This is a genomic window from Flavobacterium pectinovorum, from assembly GCF_006438875.1.
In the GTDB taxonomy this organism is placed as follows: domain Bacteria; phylum Bacteroidota; class Bacteroidia; order Flavobacteriales; family Flavobacteriaceae; genus Flavobacterium; species Flavobacterium pectinovorum_A.
The window spans coordinates 205613-232549 of record NZ_RCZH01000007.1 but is presented as its reverse complement, the minus strand read 5'-3'; the positions used below and the strand labels follow the sequence as shown (position 1 = coordinate 232549).

24 protein-coding genes are annotated in these 26937 nt (G+C 30.6%); 2 read left to right on the top strand and 22 right to left on the bottom strand.

Features of this window, described 5'->3' with window-relative positions; genetic code table 11:
• Nucleotides 1-63 precede the first annotated feature (63 nt).
• Together EAH81_RS12430 and EAH81_RS12425 are read right to left on the bottom strand one after the other, a co-directional pair.
• On the bottom strand, nucleotides 64-924 hold the full coding sequence (locus tag EAH81_RS12430) for a glycoside hydrolase family 25 protein (protein WP_140507443.1): 861 nt from the start codon (nucleotides 922-924) through the stop codon (nucleotides 64-66).
• A 10-nt stretch (nucleotides 925-934) separates the two neighbouring features.
• The gene (locus EAH81_RS12425) at nucleotides 935-1645 is read right to left on the bottom strand and encodes a CDP-alcohol phosphatidyltransferase family protein (protein ID WP_140507441.1); all 711 of its coding nucleotides are present in this window, start codon (nucleotides 1643-1645) and stop codon (nucleotides 935-937) included.
• 275 nt (nucleotides 1646-1920) lie between these two features.
• On the opposite strand from EAH81_RS12425, the gene EAH81_RS12420 reads away from it, so the two are divergent.
• Both EAH81_RS12420 and EAH81_RS12415 read left to right on the top strand, forming a co-directional pair.
• Nucleotides 1921-2904, top strand: coding sequence for a PorV/PorQ family protein (locus tag EAH81_RS12420; protein WP_140507696.1), 984 nt, complete (start codon nucleotides 1921-1923; stop codon nucleotides 2902-2904).
• 37 nt (nucleotides 2905-2941) lie between these two features.
• Nucleotides 2942-4078 carry a DUF4105 domain-containing protein gene (locus tag EAH81_RS12415; protein ID WP_140507439.1) on the top strand — a complete coding sequence of 379 codons (1137 nt, stop codon included), beginning with the start codon at nucleotides 2942-2944 and terminating at the stop codon, nucleotides 4076-4078.
• Here the strand turns inward: EAH81_RS12415 and EAH81_RS12410 are convergent, their stop codons facing one another.
• The 20 genes from EAH81_RS12410 to EAH81_RS12315 form a co-directional block, all read right to left on the bottom strand.
• On the bottom strand, nucleotides 4079-5473 hold the full coding sequence (locus EAH81_RS12410) for a sugar transferase (RefSeq protein WP_140507694.1): 1395 nt from the start codon (nucleotides 5471-5473) through the stop codon (nucleotides 4079-4081).
• 59 nt (nucleotides 5474-5532) lie between these two features.
• Nucleotides 5533-6882 carry an O-antigen ligase family protein gene (locus EAH81_RS12405; RefSeq protein WP_140507437.1) on the bottom strand — a complete coding sequence of 450 codons (1350 nt, stop codon included), beginning with the start codon at nucleotides 6880-6882 and terminating at the stop codon, nucleotides 5533-5535.
• A 16-nt stretch (nucleotides 6883-6898) separates the two neighbouring features.
• Nucleotides 6899-7987, bottom strand: coding sequence for a glycosyltransferase (locus tag EAH81_RS12400; RefSeq protein WP_140507435.1), 1089 nt, complete (start codon nucleotides 7985-7987; stop codon nucleotides 6899-6901).
• Nucleotides 7984-9102 carry a glycosyltransferase family 4 protein gene (locus EAH81_RS12395; protein WP_140507433.1) on the bottom strand — a complete coding sequence of 373 codons (1119 nt, stop codon included), beginning with the start codon at nucleotides 9100-9102 and terminating at the stop codon, nucleotides 7984-7986. Before EAH81_RS12395 ends, EAH81_RS12400 begins: the two co-directional genes overlap by 4 nt.
• Before the next feature lie 130 nt (nucleotides 9103-9232).
• On the bottom strand, nucleotides 9233-10192 hold the full coding sequence (locus tag EAH81_RS12390; RefSeq protein WP_241676559.1) for an ATPase: 960 nt from the start codon (nucleotides 10190-10192) through the stop codon (nucleotides 9233-9235).
• 136 nt (nucleotides 10193-10328) lie between these two features.
• Complete coding sequence (locus EAH81_RS12385) at nucleotides 10329-11258, bottom strand: class I SAM-dependent methyltransferase (RefSeq protein WP_140507429.1); 930 nt, start codon at nucleotides 11256-11258, stop codon at nucleotides 10329-10331.
• A 2-nt stretch (nucleotides 11259-11260) separates the two neighbouring features.
• Entirely contained in the window at nucleotides 11261-12244 is a 984-nt protein-coding gene (locus EAH81_RS12380; protein ID WP_140507427.1) for a glycosyltransferase family 2 protein, read from the bottom strand.
• On the bottom strand, nucleotides 12241-13779 hold the full coding sequence (locus tag EAH81_RS12375) for a glycosyltransferase family 2 protein (protein ID WP_140507425.1): 1539 nt from the start codon (nucleotides 13777-13779) through the stop codon (nucleotides 12241-12243). The genes EAH81_RS12380 and EAH81_RS12375 overlap by 4 nt, the downstream gene beginning before the upstream one ends.
• 3 nt (nucleotides 13780-13782) lie before the next feature.
• Nucleotides 13783-14949 carry a glycosyltransferase family 4 protein gene (locus EAH81_RS12370; RefSeq protein ID WP_140507423.1) on the bottom strand — a complete coding sequence of 389 codons (1167 nt, stop codon included), beginning with the start codon at nucleotides 14947-14949 and terminating at the stop codon, nucleotides 13783-13785.
• Nucleotides 14946-16274 carry an alpha-1,2-fucosyltransferase gene (locus tag EAH81_RS12365; RefSeq protein WP_140507421.1) on the bottom strand — a complete coding sequence of 443 codons (1329 nt, stop codon included), beginning with the start codon at nucleotides 16272-16274 and terminating at the stop codon, nucleotides 14946-14948. The genes EAH81_RS12370 and EAH81_RS12365 overlap by 4 nt, the downstream gene beginning before the upstream one ends.
• A 27-nt stretch (nucleotides 16275-16301) precedes the next feature.
• Nucleotides 16302-17183 (bottom strand): hypothetical protein, encoded by an 882-nt coding sequence (locus tag EAH81_RS12360; protein ID WP_140507419.1) that lies wholly within the window; start codon nucleotides 17181-17183, stop codon nucleotides 16302-16304.
• Nucleotides 17183-18616 (bottom strand): MBOAT family O-acyltransferase, encoded by a 1434-nt coding sequence (locus EAH81_RS12355; RefSeq protein ID WP_140507417.1) that lies wholly within the window; start codon nucleotides 18614-18616, stop codon nucleotides 17183-17185. The genes EAH81_RS12360 and EAH81_RS12355 overlap by 1 nt, the downstream gene beginning before the upstream one ends.
• 67 nt (nucleotides 18617-18683) lie before the next feature.
• Entirely contained in the window at nucleotides 18684-20078 is a 1395-nt protein-coding gene (locus EAH81_RS12350; protein ID WP_140507415.1) for a UDP-glycosyltransferase, read from the bottom strand.
• A 4-nt stretch (nucleotides 20079-20082) separates the two neighbouring features.
• Nucleotides 20083-20919, bottom strand: coding sequence for a GNAT family N-acetyltransferase (locus EAH81_RS12345; RefSeq protein ID WP_140507413.1), 837 nt, complete (start codon nucleotides 20917-20919; stop codon nucleotides 20083-20085).
• A 9-nt stretch (nucleotides 20920-20928) separates the two neighbouring features.
• The gene (locus EAH81_RS12340) at nucleotides 20929-21840 is read right to left on the bottom strand and encodes a polysaccharide deacetylase family protein (protein ID WP_140507411.1); all 912 of its coding nucleotides are present in this window, start codon (nucleotides 21838-21840) and stop codon (nucleotides 20929-20931) included.
• A complete protein-coding gene (neuC, locus tag EAH81_RS12335) occupies nucleotides 21841-22962 on the bottom strand; it encodes a UDP-N-acetylglucosamine 2-epimerase (protein WP_140507409.1) in 1122 nt (373 codons plus the stop codon).
• 8 nt (nucleotides 22963-22970) lie between these two features.
• Nucleotides 22971-24011: an N-acetylneuraminate synthase gene (gene neuB, locus EAH81_RS12330; protein WP_140507407.1), complete on the bottom strand. Its 1041-nt coding sequence runs from the start codon at nucleotides 24009-24011 to the stop codon at nucleotides 22971-22973.
• 5 nt (nucleotides 24012-24016) lie between these two features.
• Nucleotides 24017-25156, bottom strand: coding sequence for an acyltransferase family protein (locus EAH81_RS12325; protein ID WP_140507405.1), 1140 nt, complete (start codon nucleotides 25154-25156; stop codon nucleotides 24017-24019).
• Nucleotides 25143-25817, bottom strand: coding sequence for a cytidylyltransferase domain-containing protein (locus tag EAH81_RS12320; protein ID WP_140507403.1), 675 nt, complete (start codon nucleotides 25815-25817; stop codon nucleotides 25143-25145). Before EAH81_RS12320 ends, EAH81_RS12325 begins: the two co-directional genes overlap by 14 nt.
• Entirely contained in the window at nucleotides 25817-26911 is a 1095-nt protein-coding gene (locus EAH81_RS12315; protein WP_140507401.1) for a glycosyltransferase family 4 protein, read from the bottom strand. Before EAH81_RS12315 ends, EAH81_RS12320 begins: the two co-directional genes overlap by 1 nt.
• Nucleotides 26912-26937: the final 26 nt, after the last annotated feature.

Sequence of the window (26937 nt, the reverse complement as noted above, 5' to 3'; positions counted from 1 at the left end):
TCAGTTTTCAGTCGCAGTTTTCAGTTTTTACTTAGACTGTAAACTGCGACTGAAAACTAAAAACTACTCTACGGTTATAAACTGCAATTGTTCTAAATCGCCGTTGTAGATATTCACATCTACTCTGTGTTTAATTCCCGGCAAAGATGCTTTCTCTGTAAATTGCCAAAAAAGCCAATCTGGTTCAATTTTTTCTCTGTAGAAATTATAGTTGGCAATCCAAAATAAGTATTCTCCAAATTCTTCTTTCAAAAAATCGTCATAATAACGTTCTCCTGTATAAATTATTGGACGTACTTGATAATGCGCTTCAACTTTATTCAACCAGCGTTTTAAACCTTTTTTTAGACTATCCAAAGGTTGATTCTTTGGTAATTTTTCGATATCTAAAACGGGCGGTAAATCACCTTTTTGCAATTTTACTGTTTTAATAAAAAGATTTGCCTGTTCGATAGAATTTTCATTCGGTCGATAATAATGATAAGCGCCTCGCATAATCTTATGTTCTTTAGCGCCAGCCCAGTTTTTCTCAAACTGCCTGTCAACTCTGTCATTTCCTGCAGTTGCACGGACAAAAACAAATTTAACGGGGTATTTTTCTTCCAGAACTTCAACTTCGTCCCATTGAACTTTTCCCTGAAATTCTGATACATCAATACCAATTACTTTTCCTTTATGATTCTCGAGAACCTGAATATTTCTAACATCCGAAAGATGCTTGTCAACTTCGTCTTCGTCCAGAACTTTACTTGATTTAAAACCAAGATAATACGCCAGTCCATCCCGATAGTGATAAACCGTTGCAAAGAAAAGCAATACTAAAAAGGAATAAATAATGAAACGAAGTCCACTTGCTAAAAATGATCTTTGAGGTTTAGCTTTCCTGGAGTAAGAAGTTCTTCGTGTAGTTGTTTTTCTTGCCATTCAAATAAAACTACTTTTTCAAAAACAAATTATTCACCACTGATAATAACACATAAAAAATGATGATTAAGGGAATTGCTATATAATGAAGTAATAAAACCATTACAATCGAAACCAACAAAAATACCATTTGAAGCGCATTATCTTTTAAATTAAACTTCTTAACTTTTAAAGAAAATAACGGAATTTCGGCATTTAAAATATAGGCACTACATAATATAATAACCAATAAAACCCACTGATTTGTTAGAACTTCTAATATGATTAATGAATCTGAAAATTTCAGAACTAAAGGCAAACTCAATATAAAAAGTGCATTTGCCGGAGTTGGCAGACCTATAAATGAATCTGTTTGACGTGTATCAATATTAAAATTTGCCAATCTGTAGCAAGAACCCAAAGTGACTATAAATCCTAAAAAAGGAATTGCCGGATTTGTTCCTAATTCGTGCGCACTGTTTACAAATAAACTGTACATTACATAACCTGGCGCAACACCACTGGTTACCATATCTGCCAAGGAATCAAGCTGTAATCCAAGCGGACTTGAAACTTTGAATAATCTGGCAAAAAAACCATCAAAAAAATCAAAAAATATTCCTAAACAAACCATATAAAAAGCCATTTCATAATTGGCTTGAGAAATAAAAACAACGGCGATACAGCCACAAAAAAGATTGATTAATGTAATTAGATTAGGAATGTGTTTTTTAATATTCATCTTTTAAAATTTTAGATAATGACAGGGAACAAATTTAGCATAATAACTCTATGTAAAATGCGTTTTTGCAAGAGTTTTTTATTTGAAAATTCGACTTTCGCAATATTTATCAAAAGGAATAAATTTGCTGACTAAAATATTATATTTTTGGTAAAAATTAAAACAGACTTCGGTTTGCAAAAAAATATCCGTTGAAGAAAATCCTTGCGTTTTTATTATTTAGTAGCTGCACAGTACAATATGGGCAAACTGTTCGAAAATATTCGAATGAATTCATGAATATTGGTGTTGATGCTGCCGCATTGGCAATGTCGAGTGCTGTAGTGGCTTCTACAGATGATGTAAACTCTGTTTATTGGAATCCTGCAGGTTTGACCAACCTTGAAGATCATCAGATATCTTTAATGCACGCCAATTATTTTGCCAATATCGCGCAATATGATTATATAGGTTATGCAAGTCCAATTGATGACAGAAGTGCCTGGGGAATTTCGATGATCCGTTTTGGTGTGGATGACATTATGGATACTACACAATTGATCGATAATCAAGGAAACATAGATTATAACCGAATTAGCTTATTTTCAACAGCAGATTATGGTTTTACTTTCTCCTATGCCAGAAAACTTCCTATAGAAGGATTTCAATATGGTGTAAATGCAAAAATCATAAGGAGAATTATTGGAAAATTTGCCAATTCCTGGGGTTTTGGTTTTGATATTGGATTACAATTTGAAAGAAATGACTGGAAATTTGGTTTGATGCTTCGAGACATTACGACTACTTATAATGTCTGGAATATTGATGAACAGGAATATGCCAAAATTGCCAACGCTATTCCGGGTGAAAACAATGAATTACCTCAAAGCACTGAAATAACTTTGCCAAAAGCACAATTGGGAGTCTCAAAAAGGTTTGATTTTCATAATGATTACAGTCTGTTAGTTGCAACAAATTTGAATATGCGCTTTGAGCAAACTAATGATATCATATCGACAAAAGCGGTAAGTATTGATCCTGCTCTTGGTTTCGAATTTGGATATACTGATCTTGTTTTCCTGAGAGCCGGAGCAGGAAATTTTCAGAATGTCACACAATTAGACAATACTGAAAAAGTGAATTTTCAACCCAATATTGGTCTGGGTTTTAAGTACAAAGGTATTCAGGTTGATTATGCCTTGACTGACTTAGGGAATCAAAGTACTGCTTTGTACTCAAATATTTTTTCTTTAAAGGTAGATTTAGGTATCTTTAGATAATATTTACTAACCATTAAACTTCTTAAAATTTTAAATTATGAAAAATGTCATTATAAAAAAAACACTTTTTAGTTTACTATTCTTATTAAGTTTTATTGGTTTTAGCCAAAATTTACCTTTATCAAAAGATGCCAAAATTAGCGTTTTGACTTGTGGACTTGGGAACGAATCGTATTCTTTTTTTGGTCATACCGCTATTAGAGTTGCTGATCCCTCCAACAATATTGATGTAGTTTACAATTATGGTACATTCGATTTTAGAACGCCAAATTTTGTTGCCAAATTTGCCAAAGGCGACTTACAGTATTATGCTACTGCACATGGTTTTGGAGATTTCGTAAATGATTATACTTACGAAAAAAGAAGCATTTTTGAACAAGAATTACTTATTCCGCAAGAATTAAAGCAAAAGCTTTTCGACAAACTAAATACAGTGATATTTTCTGAGGAACGTTTCTATACGTATAAATTTATTGATAAAAATTGTACTTCAATGGTTGTCGATGTTATCAATTCAGCCTTGAACGGAAATGTAATTACCAAAAAAGGAAACACCGATACAACTTATCGTTCGATTTTATTCCCTTATTTTAATGGCCATTTTTACGAACAATTAGGAACAAGTATAATTTTTGGAACTAAAGTAGATCAATTAGGAACAAAGATATTTTTACCTTTTGAATTGAAAAACAGTTTGGAAAAAACTACTTTTCAAAATCACCCATTAGCAGCTGAAAGCAAAACATTGCTTAGTTTTGAAAAAGAAACACCAACTTCATGGTGGAACAACATTTATACGTATTTGTTTATTCTTGCTTTTGTTGTTTTGGCACACAACAAAGTAGTTGACAAAATTTATCTTTTAATTCTGTCTTTAATCGGGGTGTTTTTTGTTATTGTGGGATTTTATTCTCTTCACCAAGAACTGGCGATGAATTATAATGTACTTTTGTTCAGTCCTCTTTTATTGATTTTATTGCTTTTTTCAGTTATAAAGAACAAAAGATGGACTTACAGATTTGCCGTTTTACATTTGATGTTTCTGGCAATTTACCTCATTGTTTTGATCAGTAAAGCACACTTCTTTATTATGTTACCCATGATAATTACAAGCGGATTCGTTTTAGTTAGAATAGCTCTTCGAAATAAAAAACGTATTCCGATTATTATCTAATTATTGTCCGCGATAGAATAAAACCGTTGTAATTGTTTTAAAAGTGATACTCAGATCAAGAAAAATGCTACGATGTTTGATGTAGTATAAATCATATTGAAGCTTGATTAAACTTTCGTCTATAGATTCTCCATACGAATAGTTAACCTGTGCCCAACCCGTTAATCCTGGTTTTATAACATGTCTTGTCTCATAGAAGGGCATTATTTGTGCAATTTCATCAACAAAAAATGGTCTTTCGGGTCTTGGTCCAATAACCCCCATATCGCCTTTTAAAATATTGATAAACTGAGGCAATTCATCGATTCTTGATTTGCGCATGAATTTTCCAAATGGAGTTATGCGTTTATCATTTGAAGTTGCAAAAACAATTCCATTTGCTTCTGAGTTTTCGACCATTGTTCTAAACTTATAGATTTTGAAAACAACGCCATTTTTTCCAACGCGCTCTTGTGTATAAAATAAACTCCCTTTATTGGCAAGCTGATTTCCGATAACAATGAAAGGAACAAAAACACTACAAATTAACAAACCGACGAAAGATAAAAAAAACTCAAAAAGTCTAATTAAGGATAAATATAACTTATTGTTATTACTGCGGCTAAAAGGAAAAAAACGATAGAAATCCCGAGAAATGTAATGAACAGGAATACGCTGCGTCTTACTTTCGTAAACTTGGGTGTACTCTCTAATTACGTTTCCTGACTCTAATAAATGAAGTAGTTGTTGGTATAAATCAGTCGTAATTCCATCTGTTTTTTGAGAGGCAATAACAATTTCTGAAACATTATTTTTACTTACAAAAGACTCTAAATCATTTTTTTTTATCTCTTTTACGTAATGGAAGTTTAAATTTTCTTCAGAAATTGTGTCTGAATTTACAAATCCAATAATCTTATAATGCGGATCTACGTTCTCAAGTCCCAAAACTAATCCTTCTACCTGATCCTGATCACAAATTAAAACGACATTTTGTGAAAAACGATGTGATGCMAAAAAAAAGGCATAAAAAAAACGCCACAACAATAAAATGCTCAATATCGAAAAGTAAAAAAGCGGTATAATTAATCGTTGCTTAGGAAGTTCCGGAGATAAAATAGGTGTAAATAAATAAACCAAAACTGCTGTGGAGGTGGTGAGAATTACGCTTCGAAGAATTTGGAACTGATTACTCGCGACTTGCAAATTATACATTTCGAATATAGATCCAAAAATATAGATATAGCAAACGAGTAAAAATGGTCCAAAAAAGTTGGCCTTTTCCAAATTAAAATAATGGTATTCAAACATTATACTTAATAAGTATAATGCTAGCAAAACAAAAAAAGCATCACAAATACGGAGCAGAATTTTCCTTTCGGAGATTTCGAAGTGCATTTTTTTATTTGAAAGCAGCATTATTCTATACTTTTAAGTTATTTATTTTGAAGCAAATGTATTATAAAAAAAATTACTTAATCGACCGAATTTTCTGCTTTTTCAGGAATTTTAACCTGAACAAAAAGCAGTGTCAGACCATACACAAAAGCTGGAGCTGCAATTCTCATTGCAGCATGATTTATGGTTAATAGCCAAAAAAAGTAAAACGATAAAAAATACAGATGTTGTTTATTATTTATATACACAACAAATGGTGTTATAAAAAGTATCAAAAGTCCAAATATACCAAACAAGCCATGTTCACTTAACATTCTGGTTATTTCATTATGTGATGCGACCTCTACTCCTAAATCTTCAACTCTTTTGTATTTGCTTAATCCTGCGCCTACTCCAAAGATAGGATTATCAACAAAAAGCTTGATTTCGGCATCCATAATTTCCTCTCTACCTCCCAAACGATCCTTTTTTACCCTTCCTAATCGGTCTTGATTTGCATATCGCTTATTAATTAAGCCACTGGTTTGAAGCGAACTATAACTCCAAATCCCTACTGCCATTAAACCGGTTAAGATAAAAACCCAGGTAAACTTGCTTCTTCCTTTTGAATTTGAGAAATAATACAATAAAAATAAAAGACAAATAACCATCACCACAGCAGTAAAAATACCTCCTCGGGAAAAAGTTACAACACCTCTATAACTAATAAATACTAATATACTTCCGTTTATAAACATCTCAAATTTTGACTTTGAGAATAGAACTAATTGTGTAAAAAATATAAAAATTCCTAATCCTAAAATTGTTGAGACCTGATTTGGTCCAAACCCACCTGAAGTTGCAAAGTTGGATTGTGTTCCTGTAACAACGTCTTTAACGCTGGGATTGTATAAAAACAAATAAATTGTAGTCGTAAAAATTGGCAATGCCATTACATTCAAAATACGCTGTACATCTGAAAATAAAATTGTTCTATTAAACATATATACAGCACAAAATATCAAACAGACGGGACCTGATAAATTAAAAACCAAAACTTTTCTGGTATCAAAATTAAAATCCAAATTACTAGTTGTAATTAAAACAGCAGGAATTAATAATATCAGTACGAATAAATATATAATTCCGTTTGTTGAAAAATTACTATATATCATGCCTAAAAACATGAAAAAAATAACAGAAAATTTTACATATTCGTTATTAAAATTACCTCCGGTCATACGCAAAAAAACCTCAACACCAACCATATAGGCAGCTACCATTAAAACTTCCTGATTTTTATTCTTATTTCCTGCAACAATAAAAAAACCTATTACAGGAATTATAAGTGSCAATAGTTTTGATAAAAATGGTACCACAAAAACTGCTAAAGCAATTACTGCATGAATTAAAAGAAGATAATTATATGATACCTTGGAGTTTTTCATTTATTATAGAAAGTATTTACGCGACAAAAATAGTCAAAGAATTCAACCATAAAACATAGTCTTGTATAATAGATTCTTCACTAAAATTTAATCGTATAACTTTATTTAACTCTAGTCCCATTTCAATTCTATAATTTTCATTCTCAATCAATTTTTGAATTGATTGGGCAAATTGTGACAAATCATTAGATTCTACAAGTAATCCCTCTTTTTCAGAAGTAATAATCTTAGAAATATCGCCAACATTTGTGGCTACAACTGGTAATTTGTATAATCCATACTCTAAAACAGCCAATGGAAGTCCTTCTGAAAATGAAGACAAAACGGCAATATTGCATTGCTCTAAAGCAGAAGCAACATTATTTACTGCGCCATAAAAGAAAACTGTTTCCCGAAGTTTTAAGGTATTGACTTTATTATTTAATTTTTCTGAATATGAATCATGAAAATCCTGACCAAATAAATGAAAGCTCCAATCCTGAAATTTTTCTTTAATTAAAAGTGCTGCACTTATAAGCAGTTCATGATTTTTTTGAGCCCTTAAATTGGCAACGCAAATTATTCTTTTACCTTCCGTTCCTTTTAAAAGGATTTTATCGCTAAAAGAGGCTTTCTCTTCAATAAAATTAGACAAATAAATAATGTTAGGACACCATAAATAAGTTTCTGCCCATCTTTTTAATGCGATATTAACTGAAATAACTCCACTAAAAAAGAGAGATCCAAATTTTAATCCTAAACTTTTTCTGGCATCCAAATCTTGTGAAATACCATAATGATCATGCCAAATAATTTTTATTTTCGGAAAAGTAAATTTTACTAAAACAGCAATAAAAAACGAAGAACTATGTGCATGGATAACGTCAATACTATTTTCTTTAATATATTTTCTTAATCGAAAAACAGCCGGAAAATCGACTTTTCTAGTTTTGTTTAAAAACAGATAAGACACTTCTTTATTAATCTGATCTAAAAGTAATCCTTGCTTTCGCGTTGCAACTAATCCAGAAAACGAAATCTTTTTGGACAAAGCATTTGCATAATTGACCGCCATTCGTTCTGCTCCTCCGGATTCAAGAGAATCAATAATCTGTACAATTCTCATTTTTTTAATATGTTTTTAATTTCAGTTTCAAAAACATCGGTGGTATAATTTTGCGACCATTCCGTAGACAATTTACTTTTAGAAAAGAAACTATTTTGATCTCTAATTATGTTTTCTATTCGTGTTAAATCACTTTCTAAATCCATTTCAAGCAGAACTCCTCTTTTGCCATTATCTAACATAAAAGGAACACATGAAACTGAAGTAGCAATTGGAACACATCCATAAAACATACCCTCAGCGACTGCTTTAGGCCAACCTTCACTTTTTGATGGCAATATAACAAAATGACTTCTTTTATAGGCATTTTTTACTGTTTCCTTATTTTGATTTCCATTTAAAAAAACAATATTCTGTAGCTGATTTTCTTTAATATAATTTTCTAAAGCAACTTTTTCAATTCCTTCTCCATAAAAATTCAAAACGACATTATTTTCTTTCTTCGCCAATTGTTCTACTAATTTTAAAGCATACATTGGATTTTTGCCTGCAACTAAACTACCCACAAAAATAAATTCTATTGCCGAATCGAAATTTTTTTCCTCAAAACTTTTCTTTTCAATATCTGCGTACGTTGCTGTAAAAAAAGGTTTTATATTTTTTGATTGATTTTTCCAGTCTCCATAAACCAAAACCTGCATATTTCGGGTCAGAAATGTATTTCTCAAGATATACGTCTGCAATTTATAGGTCCATGGTTGTTTACTCGTCGGGTCCCAATTACCAGCATATTTGGCTGTTTTTATTTTTTTAGGAAATAGAATCTGAACAAAACAACCAATCAATCCCATATTACCAGGACAGCGCAAATGAATGTGATCTGCTTTATTCATTGCCCAAAAAATACTCCAGAAAATCGCCGGTAATTTATAAAGTGATATTAAATTACTTTTTAAACTCGTAAAGCTAAATTCTGATACGTGCCTGAAATCAATTTTATGGTGAATGTAATTTAAATCAATTGTCGTTGGATTTCCTTTTGACGAAGGTGCAACAACAATTACTTCATCAACATATTTTAGCCAAATATTCATCTCACGAACATAAGGAGCATAAGCAAAATAGTCCTCTCCGCTTTGAATGTGATTTACATGAGTAATTATGGCAAATTTCATTGGTCTATTGAATATTATATTGAGACAATTTAACTTTAATTTTTTTTCTGGTTTTCTCTTTGGCTAAATCAACATCTTTTATAGAATGTAAATTGGCGGAGCTTTTGGCGAAATTTAAATACTTAACCTTTTACTTAAGGTCATTTATATTTTCGTTTAAAACCACTAATTCACTATTTACATTAAAAGAATAATTCTCATAATACTCTTTATAGTATTTAAGCGCATTATTTGCCATTTCTGTCTTTACTTCAAGAGGTAAAGAAAGGGCTTTATCTATAATTGGCAAAATATCTGATATTTCCTGATATACTAAACAATTAACATCATTTTTTAATGATGGATTAAGCCAATTTGAATAATTCAAAATGGGAATTACCCCCACTGACATAGCTTCTAAAAGATTATGGCACATGGGCATTGTCATTCCGGGCGCGCACAAAATAAAATGAGCCGACGATAAATAGGTTCTCCATTTGTCTGCTGGAATAGCACCAGATTGCCATTTCATTAAAATCAGATTTTCATTGAAGATTCCTGAATTTAAATTTTTTATTACTTCATCGCCCGAAACTAATTTTAGTTTATCGTGTTTCAAAACCTCTTGATAAATTCTCCATCTGTTTAATAATCCAAAATTATCTTCGATAGTTTTTGTATCATAAATTTTTTTATCAAAATTTCCGCTCATTATAATACCAATATTTTTTGGTAAAACTTGAACTTCAGGTTGCAGATAATTAATTGGATGCATTATATAGGGCAAAACATTTTCCTGATAATCATCAGTGGTGTATACTTTTTTATATCCAAAATTCACCACAAAATCATCTTTTTTAGAATGGCTGAAGGTTTTCAATTTCTCTAATTTTGAGAAAGGTTTTTCAAAATAAAGATAATCAAGTTCCTTGAACCACTTTGCCAAAAACAACATTCGTAAAACAGAAAATTTTAAAACGATGGGTTCATCATAAACATTTCTAATTCTAAAAAAAAGATTTAAATAAGTTCTAACTTTTGTACGATGCTTTAAATTCACATAAACAACAGGTTGCTGCCCATTATAAAACCGAACAGATGAATAGTTCAATTTAAATTCTTTAAGCTTTTTTTGAATCTTCTTTTTTATTACAAACATCATTATGTTTTGACTGATTAAACCAGCTTTTTATCCCAAAAATACCTGGCAAACTCTCTAATTGAGAATACGTATAACTATTACAAATTTATTTTTTCAAACTGTAAAATTCCTTTAGCAAGTCTTTTGAACTTCTTTTAATTGTATCCTTTTTTAATGTAAAAGCATACCCTTTTGGCATAGAAACGCTTCTTCTATTTGGAGTTTTTTGAAGTCTGTCCAAATATTTCATCCAACCAAATAATAACCTGGTCAAAAATAACCAACTACTTCTAATTATTTTTTTTGAACTTAGATTTACGAAATAATTTGATATTGTAACTGCCATGTTAGCAGCATTTCCTTCGGTTATTTCAACTTTTACCACTTCACATTGAGAAAACAAACTTCTAAATCCTGTATAGGTAAATCTAAAAAAATCGTAAGGTTCAGCGTGATAAGGAAAACTCTGAGGCGCTTCTATCTGAAGCAAACCTCCAACTTTTGTAACCCTTTGTAATTCTAAACAAAACTTCCATGGATTGATTGTGTGCTCTATAACCTGCGCTGCCAAAACTACATCAAAAGAATTATCACTGAACGGAATAAAATGACCATCAAAAACATAATCAGGTTTAAATTGATTATGAACATCTGAAGTAATTACTTCGCAGGCAGGGAATTTATTTTTATAATAATCAATTTTCTCACCAGCGCCAACTATTAACATTTTACTATTAGCCGGAACGAGCTTATAAAGTTCTTCGTATCTTTTTTCTATATTAAAATCAGTACAAAGTGCCGGAAGCAGTTTTCTTCTAATATAATTTTTAAAATTAGACGTGTCTAAATGAGAACTATCTTGTGTTGTTTTTTTTGAATTGATAATGTCCTCCTGACTAAATATAGATTCGACACTGAATAAAATTGGAGTGCCGTCGTGAACAATTAATTTAGATCCGTCTTCAAAAAGTAAAAAGTCATTTGTTCTTTCTTTTAATTTAGAATGAGAATCAGGATGTATTATATTTTCTATCATTGTTACTTTATTAAAATCTGAAACCACCCAACAATTCTTCCTGCTGTGTCTGTAAAAGCTTCTTTGCGCTTTGTGGTTGTGAATATATTGCTAAATCTTAGAATTGTCAAAAGTGCCGTAATTGAGTGCCATTTAAACCGGTCTTTCAAAGTTGGGTTTGGATTTTTAATGCGCCAAACATACCAACCATTTTTAACAACCATTTTACCATATTGAAATTGATTTGGTCTCCCCGAAGGCTCATGAAAATGGGACAATTTTGCATTTGTATTGACAGCATTTTTACCAAACTCTAAAGCTCTTAAGCTAAAATCTGCATCTTCATATAGACCATAACCTTCAAAAAAACTTGAAAATTTAATCTTGTCAAAAACACTTTTCCTGAAAGACATCGACATTCCAATTAGCAAATCTACATCATATGTTTTTCCTGTCATCGGAAAAAAACATGGTCTTGCATGAGAGAACGCAGGCATTTTTCCAGGTCCTAAATTAGCAGCAAGCCCGAGATAATTTCTAATCACATTTCGCAAACCTTCTTTATAAGCATACCCTTCAAACAGATAATATTTTTTCGGGTTATAAAAAAAGTTCTCGATTTGAGGTTCCCATTTATATTCATTTACCGCCACACCTCCTACACCAATAACATCAGGATTTGTCTGGAATGTTTTTAATATTTCCGAAAAATAATCCTCTTCTAAAACGGTATCATCATCCAAAAAACAAACAATTTCTGAATCATTGGCAATCTTAGTGATTCCAAAATTTCTTTGTTTTGTCAATCCTCTATTTTCCTTATTGACTAAAAAATAATTTACATTTTTAAATTGGAATTGCTCTAAAGCATTTTTTGTTTTATCATTTGTAGAACCGTCAACAATTAAAATTTCGTCCGGATAAAGATTTTGATTTTGAACAGATTGCAGCAATGCAACTAATGAATCTGGTCTTAGATACGTACAAACTATTAAGGAAAATTTCATTTCTTATTTTTTAATTCGTTGGCCCAATATAAACTCTGAGCCCATTGTTTTTGAAAACTACTCCAATATTTAATTGGATTTTTAACCGTTTGAACTTTATAAAATTTAAAAAACAATGTTAATTTATATCCTTTAATCTGCTCCGGGGTCTTATGCAATAATTTAAACAACATTATTGTTGGTGAAGGTTTTGGCTGAACAACATCATTTTGCCAGGCTAAAAGTGGTTTGGTTCTAAATCCTCCTGTTGGTGCACTTAAATGTGTGATTTCAGGATTAGGAAAATACAAAACATCAACTCCGGAATTTCTTAATTGCATTCCAAAATCACTGTCTTCACCGTAACCAAACTCAAAACCCATTCTAAAGGAAACTTTATCAAGTAAACTACTTAGAATAAAACTATTTCCAGAACCAAAAAAATCAGCTTGATTTACATGATCAATCTTTCTTTTTTCATTAATTTTTGGATAAAAATTACTCGAAACTTCAGAGCCATATTTTATACAATTCTCAAGAGTTTTTTCTATTAGATCACTTCCAAATCTATTGTCATCATCATTAAGAAAAACCCATTCACTATCAACTTCAGCCAATGCCACATTTCTGGCATTACAAGCTCCTGCCTGATGTGTGAATATATGTTTTATTGTAAAGGGCCAGTTTTCATCTGTAATATAATCAAGTTCTGATGTGCTTACGGGATTTGGATTTTGTTCCACTACAATTACTTTTTTTGGTAAATGCGTTTGTTTTGACAAATCTTTCAATACATCACATAAGTATTTTTTTCTTCCAATTGTTGGAATTATTACATCTATAGTACCTTTTTCTACTATCTTTTTTGAAGATTGAACTTCAATACGATCTAACAATTCTTTATTAATTACTCTCCTGCGATAAAACAAACTAAAGATGAAGGGCAAAAAGGCAATTTTTTTCTCATATAAAAACAAATTGAGTAACAATAAAAAAATCCAGCTTCCTTTATAATGCTGTTTTACAAATCGGAATAAGGTAAACAGGCCTTGTTTTTCCTCTTGTTTTTTATCTGGAATGTTATTTAAAAACGCTGGTTCTGAATAACATAAAAGACCTGCAGGCATCGCTAACTTCGCTAATGAATTCAAAAAATAACCAAAGTTCTCCGATTTTTTAATTTTACCTTTGAAAGACAATAAAACCGATGCATGAACTCCGCCTACGGAACTGCTCATTTGCCAGGTTGGATAACATACGTCTTTTTTAATTTTTATAAATGGAGTACCTTCAACATAGCCGATTGCTTCTGTTAGAAATGGACTATCAGAGAAATTATAAGATGCCATTATTTTATTATGATGAAAAATTTCCTGGAGTTTTGAAAGATTTAAACTTGTTTTTAAATCAGTATGACACCAAATAATTAATTGATCAGAATAGGAAACAGCTATTTTAAATAAAGCTTTAGGTATATTTATTTTTTCAAAATCAATACGTTTTTCATCATATTGAACTTCAACAACTTTATTATTTTGATGATAAACAATTACCATTTTTTATTTATTTTGATTAATTGTTTTCTGATAAAATTCTATATTTCTTTTGACAATTTTATTGATATCAAATTTCTCTTCGACTCTGATTCTGGCTTGTTTACCTATTTGCAAACAAAGCGAATTATCTTTTAACAATTGAATAATTTTTTCGGCATATAAATCATGATTTTCAGGATGAACCAGAAAGCCGCTTTCTCCATCAATAATCAATTCTTTTGACCAGCCAATATCGCTATTTACAACTGCTTTTTGCAAAGCCATTGCTTCAATTGTAACCATTCCGAAGGTTTCTGCCAAGCTTGGAAAAACGCAGACATTTGCCTTTTTTATATAGTTCTGTATTTCATCATAAGGAATTTTGCCTAAATATTTGACATTTTCTAAATCTTCATTTTTGAATTGATTCTGCATTAATTTCCAGGTCGAATCTGAATTTGTTTTTATATCATGAGAATCACTGCCTATCAGAATCAATTTTGCGTGGGGTAAAATATTCCTAACTTTATTAAAGATTTCCGGTAATTCCATAACTCCTTTTTTTCTAATTAAAGTTCCTACGTACAATATCAGTCCCTTTTCATATTCTAAAGCAAAATTATTAGTGAATTTTTTCAATTCTAAACCGTGGTGAATCGTTTTTATCTCCTTATATTTTATTTTAAAAAGTTTTTTAGAAACATTCCCGGCAAAACTCGTTGGCGAAATAAATGCCTGTGCTCCATTTATTGCTAATTTTTCAAACAAGAAATTTCTAGTTTTTTGTTTTCTATTTTCCAAATGACAAAAATAAGCATCACTTCCATGGAAACGGATTACTAATGGAATCTTAAAATTCATAAAAGCAGTTATTCCAGTCCAATCTGGCGCTTCAATAATCTTTATATTCTTTTTCTCAATAACTTTATTTATCAATTTTTCAATCTTCTTTCTATTGAAATAAAACTTAAAAAAAGTTGCTTTACTATTTGTTAAACTATAGATAACTACATTTTCTTCTTCCAGAATAAACTCCTCATTTTGTCCGTAAACAAAAACCGAAACCTTAATATCAACCTTTTTGAGTTTTTCAACTAAATTGTAAACGCTTGTTCCTAATCCGCCATCGTGTCCAAAAACTTTATGAGGATAATGAGAAACTATGTATCCAATATGTAAATTTGTTATCATGTTTTTTTTATTGAAAGCATTTTTTTAACACTCTTTTTAAGTTCTATTTTTCTTCTCTTTACAAACCTTTTAAAGCTAAAATTATAACCTCCAAAATCGTTGAACTTTCCTCCGTAAAAACACAATAGAAAATCATAGGACGCAAAAATATTGTCCTGATCTTTCATTATATCTATGTTTTTTTTTAAATAAACATCAAAATTTCCTTTCCCTTCTTCTCTTTTTGTAAAAGAAAAAATAGTAGAAAATATACCAAAATCTTTTTGCAAAAGAAACTCTTTATAATTAAAAAACTTTGAAACTTTGAATACCTTAATTAATTGATTAATCACTAAACAGTCCGCCATTTTTCTGGACTTTAAATAAGAGACATAAATCAAAAAAGGAGGTAAAAAATAGTCTTTCTTTAAAACATATAAGATGGTAAAAGAATTAATCTCATCATTGTCCTGAATGAATTTTACATCAAAATAGCTTAAAATATATCCTTCAATTTCTTTGCGATTTTTCTCTGTTTTAATATCAAAAACAATATCCTGAAGTTTAACTTTATCTTTTAGATGATCGTATTTTATCCATCTTTCCGGATAATAATCTTTATCATCAAGTTCTTGGCTTTTCAAACCGTCAAAATTTTTTAATGGTCGTATAACTTTTGAATCTTTTTTTTCTCCCAGCCACGCAGTCCACCATGAAAAAGTAGAATTACTTATTATAAAATCATCACACATTGAACCTAGGCAAAGCTGTTCGGCTTCATTCAAACCAGATCCAAAAAAAGCATTTTCAAGAAATGAAAAATGAAACTTACAATACTTTATATCATCACTTAAAACTATCAAATTACAAGATTCCCAATCCGGAAAAAATTGTGATAAACTATTTAAATAATAATTTATTGGCAATTGAAAATAATCCGGATGATTTACAAAATCTCCTCTTCTGATTGAAAGTAGAATCGTTCGCTTATCAAATATGCTACTATACAAGCTTTTAACACGATCAATTACCGAATCAGAAAATTCAAAATAATGTTTAGTTAATACTGTATCAAAATATTTTTCAGTTTGCAGCCAACCTGAAAGGTCATAATTTTTGTTTTGTAAATCCCATTCCTGATAATGATACCCTTTTTCTTCAATATTAATAAAATCAGGAAAAACTGTGTCTAAAAGAGGCAATTTATTTTTAAAGTATGCCTGATATTTCCAATTTAAAAAGACAAAATCCTGTTCATTTTTAACACTCAACCCAATAGTAGATGCGATTTGAAAAAGCTGATTTCCCAAATGTCCTTTCTTACCTATTTTACTGTATGTTATCATTTTTTAAAGAATCTTGAGTCCAAGGCACTACTTATTAAAAAAATCTTTTATAATTCGGGCTGTAAACATTTTTGCACCTTCATCAGTCATATGACCGCAAGAAGAGAAATATTTATTTTCGACTACTACGTTTTCATAATTATGAATTTCGGGATATGCCTTTTTTACTTTTTCAAAATAATTCATTCCAACAACATTTTCGCACATTGGCGTCATTACTGCAATAAAATTAATATTATTGGCTTTGCAAATACTTCTGATCTCTTCATAATATTTATTATGAGGAAGGGGTTTTAGATTTGCAATATTATTTTTCATATTGCCGTTTTTGTGTTTTTCTAATGGATGATATCCAAGATTATCCAATTGATTTGTCTTTTTATTAATCGCCCCAAAAAATATTTCCCTAAATCCAATTTTGGTACCGTATTTAATATATCTGTAAAAGGGAATGTAATACAATTCCTTAAAATTATCTTCCGTCGAAAAATGCTCTTTTATCATTTCAGAGTTATGTATATAAGGCAGAAACAAAGCTGAGATTCCTTCTGCTTCGTCTTCGTTTGATAAATTTAAATCGGCTTCTAAAATGACATTTTTTATAGCATATTTTCTTTCGATCATAAGTTTTAAAAGCAATGAAGCTTCAAATAGATGTCCGCCACTCATCCCATAATTAAAGGATTTTAATCCTTTATCTCCAAACATTTGTGCAACAAAATGATTATTGGCCCGAGAAGATCCTAAAAAAACAACATCAAATTTTTTGGGTGTTGAATTATATACATCTTCAATTTTTCCTCTATTTTTTGTTTGTAAAAAAATAGCGGTATAAATTCCGTCTAAAACAACTGCAACTAAAATTGTTATGACAAAAATCTTAGTACTATAAATTAAAAAACGTTTCATTAAAATTGAAAATATATAAATTCCTTATAATCCGAAAATGTTCCAAAAGCCATAATTGCAACTATTGCCAGTGCTATTTTTAATGTACTCTTATTACCTGAAAGTGGTTCTGTTCTGGTACGACTATTCCATTCAACCAAAACAAAAAAGCCTATCATTGCCAACAACTCATAGCTGTAACGTTCATTATCTAAATATTGAAAACCAAAATCTCTATTGGTAACAATTCTTTTTAAATATAAAATAGCATCAGTGATCGTTTTTGCCCTAAAAAATACCCAGGCAATACAAGTAATTAAAAAAGTCGAAAGGATACTCAACATTACTTTTACTGAATCAAAATTCCAGGAAATTTTTACATCGTCAATATTGTTTCGGTTACTGTTGGACAACAATAATGGCAAAAAGTAGATCGCATTTATGAAACCCCAAGCGAGGTAAGTCCAATTGGCTCCATGCCAAAAACCGCTCACGACAAAAATAATAAACGTATTTCTGATCTTCATCCAAAGTCCGCCTTTACTCCCTCCAAGAGGAATATAAAGATAATCGCGAAACCAGGAAGAAAGCGAAATATGCCAACGACGCCAAAACTCGGCAATATCTCTGGAGAAATAAGGATAATTGAAGTTTCTAAGTAAATCTAAACTAAATAATTTTGAAACCCCAAGTGCAATATCTGAATATCCTGAAAAATCTCCATAAATCTGAAAAGCAAAATATATTGCTCCCAAAATTAAAGAGAATGAATTCATAGCCGTATAGTGATCAAAAATAGCATTGGCATAAGTTGCGCAAGTATCAGCAATAACAACTTTTTTGACCAATCCCCATATGATTTGACATACACCATCTTTAGCCATCTGAAGATCAAATTCTCTTTTAATTTTTACCTGAGGCAGTAAATGTGTGGCTCTTTCGATTGGTCCGGCAACTAATAACGGAAAGTAACTTACAAATAATGAATAATCTACAAAATTGTATTCGGCTTTTATTCGTTTATAATAAATGTCGATTACATATGATAATCCGTGAAAAGTATAAAATGAAATTCCGACCGGAAGAATTACATTAAGCAAAATTGGACTTGCTTTAAAACCAACATTATTTAATAATTCTGCAAATGATGAAGCGAAAAAATTATAGTATTTAAAAACCCCAAGAAACCCTAAGTTGGTTAAAACACTAAGCCAAAACCAAAATTTTCGATTCCGTTCTGTTGTCCCTTTTTCGATTTGAATTCCTGTGTAATAATCCAAAAAAGTAGAAAAAACTAAAAGGAACAGGAATCTCCAATCCCAACAAGAATAAAAATAATAACTGGCAACAATTAATAAAGCGTTTTGAGTGCTTTTTGTTTTATTAAAAACGAACCAATACAAGAAAAACACGATTGGTAAAAAAATGGCAAAAGCCAAAGAGTTAAAAAACATATGGTAAAATCAATATTAGATAATAAAAATGTATCTGTTTGTTATTTTAATGAGATTGGCCTCAAAATTATGCAACTATTTTTTTTATGGCTTCAAATATACGTTGGGAAGCAAATTGTGGCGGATGCTGATTAATTTTTTCAAACCATTTTCTGGTATTGATAAGAATCTGTTCATTTTCTTTTAATGCTTTTTCTATTGCATCAGGAATCAAATCCGGACTGTCCATGAAGAAAACCGGATTTTCGGTGGGCATCGATCTAAAATGTACATATCTATAACATTTAAAAATATCCCAAGTGTTATCTAATTGTACTTTTTGATTGTAACGGAAATAGCCGCATGGTTTTTCATGAGAAACAAAATCAAAAACCATAGAAGAACCCAGATTTAAAACCATTTCGCAATGTTCTGCTAAATTAGATAAGAGATAATCATCTTCTTTTGTTGGCAAAATCGTATTCCAGGAAGATGAAAAAGGCTTCCATAGTGGATCAATTGTTTTAATTATATCAGGGTATTTTTTTACAACCTCATCATAACGCCCGGAAAAATCTACCGGACATCTTCGGAAAATTATTCCTAAATTAAATCCTTTATCATTCATTTTTTGAATTGCCACAGCGGCCTCTTCCAAATACTTAGGATCATCAGGACTTGTGACAACATCATCTCCGGAAAAACAAACGTATTTTTTTGTTAGATCCATCTCATTTTGCTGGAAAAATTCTTCTCTTGAAAGTAACTTTTCTTTATCAAAATGAATTTCAAATTGAGGTGTGCCGGTAACAAAAATATTTTCTTCTTTGATATATGAATAATAAAACAACAATTCTTCTTTCATATGATTACTCCACACAAAATAGTAATCAGTTTCAATTACCATCATCGCTTTAGGTAAATTATCCCATGAATATATAAATGCAGCTGTTGGAATTCCTAAATCTTTTGCAGCTAATATTGGTGCAATTGCGGTTAAAGGACGTTGATTCGTACAAAAAACCATTGCAGGATTTTCACGTTGCAACGTTTTTATACTTTGATCATAATAAAGTGTTTTTCTTTCTAATTGAGATATTTTTTCCCTTATTTTAATAAGTCCTTTATCTGTTGAATAAGCAAAGGTTAAAAAACGTATTGCAACACTTTTTACCGTTTTTTTTATCCCTTTATATGGCAAAGGGAATCTATAAGAATCGTAAACCTTATCCTTTGTTTTCTTTATATTTAAATTGAGCTCAATTTCTTTCCTCGCATTTTTATAAACTTCGGTTAATACATTGCTTTTTGAATTTTCAATTTTAATTTCCTTAAAAGACAATTCTGTTAAATTAAAAGGCGTATTGTTCCAAAAAGTAACTTCAAAATTTTCATTTTGACCTACATTATAAAAATTAGAATAGGCAAAATTGCGTAAACCTATTCCATCAGGAAGAAATATGAGTATTTTTTTATTTTGCATTTTTTTACTTTAAACTTCCTATTCGGCCGTGGTCAGAATAGGATCTATGTACTATGAATTCATTATCTAAAGGAAATTCTGAAAGAAAAGTGATATCACAGAAATAATTTTCCTCAATAGGATTCAGTCTCCAAGGCACTACACTTTCATGATCTAAAACCCAATTGTTTTTCTCTAAATCTTTAATTTTTAAATCATTCCAGGATGTGATATAATCGATCCACAAATAGCCTAATGACCAAGCTTCTTCTTCTAATTTCTGAAGATTATTAATATCTACAACTCTTAATCCACCAACATTTTCCTGACTAACTGCTGTTGAACCATCGCTAAGAATAATTCCTTTTAAGGATGGCTGCTGAAAATAATGTGTTCCTTTTTGTATTAGATGGTCAATATCAACTGTAATATCTTTACAAACGGTATCAATTGTTTTTACTTCGCAGTTGGGATTTATTTTTACGTATCTAACTAAATCATAGTAACGAACCCAACGCATATTTCTATACAATCCTAACCCGGCTGCATTTGCTGCGGTAGCAGCTAAAGGATAATATTGTCTTGCCAGTTCATATAATTTGCCTAAAATACCTTTTCCACGGCATTCTTCGTTTAGATATACATTTATAATCCATGCTAAATCTCCTCCAAAATTAGCTCCAACATGTCCAACTACTTCACCTTTGTCATTTAAACAAATAAAAGAGCGTCCGCATTTCTCATCTCCAAATTGCCAAACCCAAAACTCTTTTTGATGAAGAGGATGATCTTCTCTATATATAATTTTAAAAAAAGTTAATAAGATATCCCAATCTTCAATTGTAGCTTCTCTAGTTATCATAATATTATTCTATCTATAATTTTTACCTCCGGGAAGGTCATTACAGTCAAATCTATTTAATAGTAATTGATTTTCTGTAAAAGTATTTTTTCCTCTTTTTGTTGTAAATCCTAGTTTATATCCTTCTTCTTTTGCAAAGTCAGCAACCTCATTTGTACAAGTTTCGGGAGTTCCGTATGGATATGATACCATTTCGATTTTTGAATTGGTTAATTTTTCCAAAAACGTTTTTGAATTTTCTAATTCAAATTTAATAACATCGGAAGTTTGCAAGCCTAACGGACAATGGCTATGTGTATGGCTTCCAAGACAATTAATTTTTGCCAGTTCTTTAATATGATATTCTGACATATATAATGAATCTAAAACCTCATCTTCATTAAAATAGATCTCAAACAATTCTTTAACAATCTCTTCTTGTTGAATGAAGGTCAATTTAAAATTCAGAATATATTTTAGAACTGCGCTATTTTTGTCATCGTAAATATAAGTTGCCTCAGCTTTATCTTTTTCTGAATTGGAAAAACTAAAACCTTCAACTTTATGAATTTTTTCTAAAAACTCAGCGGTAGAAATAATCGATCTTAAAAGATGAATTTTATGAACTGTACTCACTTTTTTTTCCTGATGATTCATCGAATTAACAAAAAATATTGCCTGAATATCAAGTTCATCTAAAATAGGAATTGCAAAATCAAACTGCTCTTTTAACCCATCATCAAAAGTAATTAAAAACTTATTTTCAGGAGATTGCAGTACTCCATTTATATCGTTTAGCAGTTCTTTTGGTTTAATAATATCTCCTTCATTTTGAAGCAACAATAATTGCTCTTTAAATTTTAATGGAGTTACACCAAATATACTTGGATATTTAGTGTCAAAATTATTTCTGATATAATGGTAATTACTTACTGTTAACATCTAACTGTCTCTGAATTGTTTTTGGTGATTAAGTTGCCAAAGATCGTTTTTTAAAAGTGATTCCAGAAATAATTGTGTACTATTTCCATCTCCATATTCTGCATCTGAAATCTGAACATGATGCGTATCAATTATCGACAATGCTTCTTTAATACTGTCAAAAGTATAGTCTACATTTACAATATCTGCATGAACTGAACGGTTGTTTTGTCTGGTACCAATATTTATAATTGGAATTCCATAATAAGGAGCTTCGCGAATTCCGGCACTGCTATTACCAATTATAAATTGACTGTTTTTTAATAATGTAAGAAAATATTCAAATCGCAATGATGGAAAAATCCTAAATCTTGAATTATCTTTTATTCTATTATAAGCATCAATAATAAACTGGCTTCCTAAATCATTGTTTGGAAAAATAACAACATAATTATGATTATCATTAAGTAATGAACTTACAAAATCGTCTGCATATTTTTGCATATGCTTAAACTCGGTTGTAACCGGATGAAACATGACAATAGCATATTGATCAAAATCAATTTGATAATAGTCTTTAACAACGTCAAGTTGCGGCAATTGATCTGAAAACATGATGTCAATATCCGGCGAACCAATTTCAAAAACCGATTCCGGAATTTCGCCCATTTGCAAAAGTCTTTTCTTAGCTTCGGCATTTGAGGTAAAATGAATATGACTTAATTTACTCACGCTATGTCTGATTAATTCATCTACAGTTCCTGATATCTCACCTCCTTCGATATGTGTAACGAGAATATTATTAAGTGAACCAACGATTGCGCCGGCAAGTGTTTCAACGCGATCGCCATGAACCACAATCATGTCGGGATTAATGTTTTTGCAATAACCTGACAAACCCTCAATAGTTTTTGCTAGGGTTAAATCCATCGTAGTTTCGTGTGTGTAATTTTCGAATACATGAATGTTTTTAAAATTACAACGCTCAATTTCGATCAAAGTATAACCGTATTCCTCTTGCAAATGCATGCCTGTTACAAATACAAAAACTTCAAATTCTTCTTGCTTTTCAAGAATTGAAATCAATGATTTAATTTTTCCAAAATCAGCACGGGTCCCGGTTAAAAAAAGGATTTTTTTCATTATTATTTTTATTGAATATCCTCCCAAATTAATTGTTCGTCATTCTCAATATTTCGTGTGGCGGTTTTGCCTATTAAATCATTAAAATGTTCCGCTAATATTTCGCCTGTTCCCGGACGCTTTACCCATATGTTTTCTTTTGTAAAATTATCTCCTTTTTTAATTGTAGTAATTGTACAAACTGTAGCAAAAGCAAAATCTATTGTAACTTGCTCTTCCTTAGCTGGTCCCTTAGATCCTCCGCGCATTTGAGTAATTTCGGAAGAACCAATAATTAAATCCTGACAAGCTTTCTCATCCATACTGCATACAATATCCGGACCTGTTCGCTGCATATGATCTGTAAAATGACGTTCTAAAATGCTTGCTCCTAAAGCAACTGCTCCTAAACAGGCATTATTATTTAAAGTATGATCGCTTAGTCCAAAAACCTTATCCGGAAATGCTTCGTGCAATTGGATCATAGCACCAAATCTTACTAAATGAATTGGTGTTGGATATAAATTAGTGGTATGTAATAAGGCAACCGGCACTTTATGTTTATCAAAAATTGCCACTGCTTTCTGAACACTTTCTATGGTATTCATTCCGGTACTTAAAATAACTGGCTTTCCAAAAGAAGCAATATGTTCCAGCAAGGGATAATTATTACATTCGCCTGAACCAATTTTATAAGCAGGAATATCAAATTTCTTAAGTCTTTCTGCTCCTGCACGAGAAAATGGTGTCGAAATAAAAATCATGCCTTTACTTTCTACATAATTTTTAAGTTCAAATTCATCAGCTTCATTTAAAGAACAACGCTCCATAATTTCGTAAATAGAAACATCTGCATTTCCTGGGATTACTTTTTTTGCAGCTCCACTCATTTCGTCCTCTACAATATGTGTCTGATGTTTTACTACCTCAACACCTGCTCTTTGGGCTGCATCAACCATTTCCTTAGCTACTTTAAGAGATCCTTCATGGTTAATTCCGATCTCTGCAATTACTAATGGCGGATAATCTAATCCTATTTTTCGGCCTGCTATTTCAATATATGGATTCATAAAAATTATATGCTTATATTATTAACTGTTTTTGGATTTGTACTAGTATTAAAAATGGACCATTTATGCTTCATCTTAAGAAAGGGTTTTTCTAAAAACTCATAAGATAATCCCGCAACTAATATCGTACTAACTATTGAAAGAATATATAATGGGATTGTGTTTTCAAAATTAAATTTCAATAGAATGTTTATACACAGTACAATCACAATCTGATGATACATATATAGTCCGTATGAAATTTTGCCTAAATAGGTAAAAGGTTTAAATTCTAATACTTTTAAAAGTCTTTTGTTGTAAACTAAATTAAGAATTATTGTTATGAACAAAAATGCATAAAATGAAGAATTAAAATGGGGCACTTGAAAATTATACAGTAGTGCCAGGATTAAAACTAAAATGGAAAAAACAAAACTCACATCGTTTGCAATCCTTTTTATGACATGATCATTCTTATGAAAATAATAGGCTCCTAATGCTCCAATTGTTAAAGAATCTAATTGAACTGAAGCGCTATAATCCCGAATTATAGTAATATATTTTATTCCGTCTAAAAATGAAAAAGATAATAAAAACAATAAAACATTATAAAACACTATTATAGATAAGAACCATTTTTTGAGATTTGAAATTTTATTTATCAGGAGCGGCCAAACAAAATAAAACTGTTCTTCTGTACCTATTGACCAGGTTTGTGTAGCGAAAGGCACTAATTTAATACTGATTAACAGATTTGATAAAAAACAAATAAATAAAACACAAACTAAAAAAAACTGAGAATTAGTATCAAAATCTAAATGAAGATTTGGAATGTGGAAAAGACTTATTTTTGGAAGAACAAATAAAGAGAGTAAAACTATAAAATAGTACAGAGGCCAAATTCTAAGTACTCTTCGCCAATAAAAAAAAGATATTTTAATTCTTCCATTTACTTCTTTTTCCTTTATTAATAAATAGGTAATCAGGAAACCGCTTAAAACGAAAAATAAAGACACACCCAATCTTCCTAAATGTTTTACTTCATGAAAGTGATTCTCTAAATTAAAGTAACTTTTGTTTAATTCCAGATGACTTATTATTACCATTAAAGCAGCAATGCACCGAACACCATTAAGATTAGGGAAATAAATATTATTTTTTGTCATTTCGAGCAGCGCTTATAAATTTTGCGTAATCTAAATCTTCAAATGTATCGATATCAACTTTAGCAAAAGCATGCTCTACTTCTAGGGGAAAAGCATTTTCTGAAATTACAATCGCGCTCATAATCAAGTGCGCTTTTGTAATATATAATAATCCATTTTCAAAATAAAGTGGTTCTAAATCCTGACTTCTTTGTCCTATTGTATAATTGAAAGGTTGATATTTACCTTCTATTATTTTTCCAAATTTCTGATGATTCCTTGAAACAGTAAACAAGCTATCATAACTTCCACTATTATAAATCTCAAAAGCTTCACTCAACAAATTCTCCGGTCGCAAAGGATTAGTGGCTTGTAATAAAACTACATTTTCGACATCACTGCTATCAATAGCTTCCAGAACATGTTTAAGTGCTGAAACAGTAGGTTCTAAATCTCCTGAAATTGATGCTGGCCTGTCAATAACTTTAGCGCCAAATTGCAATGCGATTTTTTTTATCTCAACATTATCTGTTGAGACATAAATCTCGTCTATAAATGTTTTATTCTTTTGGGCATAGATAATAGAATGCGCTAATAAAGGTAGTCCATCAAAAATCTGAATGTTTTTTTCAGGAATGCGTTTTGAGCCTCCACGTGCCGGAATTATAGCAATTGTTTTCATTAGCTCAAACTATTTTTAGCATTTTCGATTATTGTATTCATCGTCTTGTTCCAATTTTGCATGGAATATAAATTTTCAGGAATAGTAAAATTATTATTTTCATCCTGTTGCAAAAATTCTTCTATGGCTTCTGTCCAATCTTCAATAAAGTTTGGTCTGTCAATTAATTTTCCGAGTTTCCCGTATTGCAAAACTTCAGGAACTCCACCATTTGCAGAAGCGATACAATAGCAACCACAATGTAGAGCTTCAATTAAACTCATTCCGAAACCTTCGTGACAAAGTGTAGAAAACAAATAACAATCGGCAATTTGATAATATTGAGGTAAATCATCATTAGGAATCTTTCCTAAAAAAGAAACTCCATCGATTTTTACATCCCGATTAGCTCCAATTATTAGTAAACTAATATCTTTGTCTTGAGTATATATTCTTTTCCAAGCATCCAAAATAAGTTCTAATCCTTTTTTTGGACGGTCTTGTGAACACCAGACAAATACTTTTTTACCGGTAATATTCAACTTGCTTTTTAATAGTGTCTTTTCTTCAGTTGCTATTTTGTGAAATTTTGAAGTATCAATTCCGTTATGCAATACCGAAAATTTTGTTGGTAAAATAGTATAATACTCTTTATGTACTTTATAAGAATGATTAGTCAATAAAACCATTTCATCAATATTTTCGAAAAACCATCTTCCGGTAAAATTTTCATAAAAAGGTGGAAATCCATGATAAAAGAACTGAAGAAAACATTGCTTTCTCTTTCCTTTCTTTTCCAAAAATTCAAGAAGTGGTTTTACAATTCCAAAATTATCTATGATTTGAATAATGAATTTATCTTCTTTTTTTAGAATTTTCTCCAAAGCTTTAAAATAACCCAAATATGAATTTCCGGAAATTTTCTTTTTAATTTTTAATTCAAAAGTATTACCAACAAATTGATATTGAATTTCAGGATATAATTGCTCTGGCTGCTCACAAATAATGTAATCAACTTTATGATTATTACTTAAATAATTATGATATAAAGTTGTCCAGCTTCCAATTTTGGAATAGGGCAAAGGAACTTGTGAAATCAGAATTACTTGAGGCATTTTATGAGGATTTGCGTAAAAATAAT

Bases quoted from the DNA above. Each gene is read 5' to 3' on its own strand.
- EAH81_RS12400 (WP_140507435.1), bottom strand. From the start codon at position 7,987: ATGAGAATTGTACAGATTATTGATTCTCTTGAATCCGGAGGAGCAGAA.
- neuB (WP_140507407.1), bottom strand. From the start codon at position 24,011: ATGAATCCATATATTGAAATAGCAGGCCGAAAAATAGGATTAGATTAT.
- EAH81_RS12370 (WP_140507423.1), bottom strand. From the start codon at position 14,949: ATGATAACAAATTTACATATTGGATACATAGTTTCTCATTATCCTCAT.
- EAH81_RS12345 (WP_140507413.1), bottom strand. From the start codon at position 20,919: ATGATAACTAGAGAAGCTACAATTGAAGATTGGGATATCTTATTAACT.
- EAH81_RS12340 (WP_140507411.1), bottom strand. From the start codon at position 21,840: ATGTTAACAGTAAGTAATTACCATTATATCAGAAATAATTTTGACACT.
- EAH81_RS12430 (WP_140507443.1), bottom strand. From the start codon at position 924: ATGGCAAGAAAAACAACTACACGAAGAACTTCTTACTCCAGGAAAGCT.
- EAH81_RS12375 (WP_140507425.1), bottom strand. From the start codon at position 13,779: ATGGTAATTGTTTATCATCAAAATAATAAAGTTGTTGAAGTTCAATAT.
- EAH81_RS12420 (WP_140507696.1), top strand. From the start codon at position 1,921: ATGAATATTGGTGTTGATGCTGCCGCATTGGCAATGTCGAGTGCTGTA.
- EAH81_RS12350 (WP_140507415.1), bottom strand. From the start codon at position 20,078: ATGCAAAATAAAAAAATACTCATATTTCTTCCTGATGGAATAGGTTTA.
- EAH81_RS12320 (WP_140507403.1), bottom strand. From the start codon at position 25,817: ATGAAAACAATTGCTATAATTCCGGCACGTGGAGGCTCAAAACGCATT.
- EAH81_RS12360 (WP_140507419.1), bottom strand. From the start codon at position 17,183: ATGAAACGTTTTTTAATTTATAGTACTAAGATTTTTGTCATAACAATT.
- EAH81_RS12380 (WP_140507427.1), bottom strand. From the start codon at position 12,244: ATGAAATTTTCCTTAATAGTTTGTACGTATCTAAGACCAGATTCATTA.
- EAH81_RS12325 (WP_140507405.1), bottom strand. From the start codon at position 25,156: ATGACAAAAAATAATATTTATTTCCCTAATCTTAATGGTGTTCGGTGC.
- EAH81_RS12395 (WP_140507433.1), bottom strand. From the start codon at position 9,102: ATGAAATTTGCCATAATTACTCATGTAAATCACATTCAAAGCGGAGAG.
- EAH81_RS12315 (WP_140507401.1), bottom strand. From the start codon at position 26,911: ATGCCTCAAGTAATTCTGATTTCACAAGTTCCTTTGCCCTATTCCAAA.
- EAH81_RS12355 (WP_140507417.1), bottom strand. From the start codon at position 18,616: ATGTTTTTTAACTCTTTGGCTTTTGCCATTTTTTTACCAATCGTGTTT.
- EAH81_RS12365 (WP_140507421.1), bottom strand. From the start codon at position 16,274: ATGATAACATACAGTAAAATAGGTAAGAAAGGACATTTGGGAAATCAG.
- EAH81_RS12425 (WP_140507441.1), bottom strand. From the start codon at position 1,645: ATGAATATTAAAAAACACATTCCTAATCTAATTACATTAATCAATCTT.
- EAH81_RS12385 (WP_140507429.1), bottom strand. From the start codon at position 11,258: ATGATAGAAAATATAATACATCCTGATTCTCATTCTAAATTAAAAGAA.
- neuC (WP_140507409.1), bottom strand. From the start codon at position 22,962: ATGAAAAAAATCCTTTTTTTAACCGGGACCCGTGCTGATTTTGGAAAA.
- EAH81_RS12415 (WP_140507439.1), top strand. From the start codon at position 2,942: ATGAAAAATGTCATTATAAAAAAAACACTTTTTAGTTTACTATTCTTA.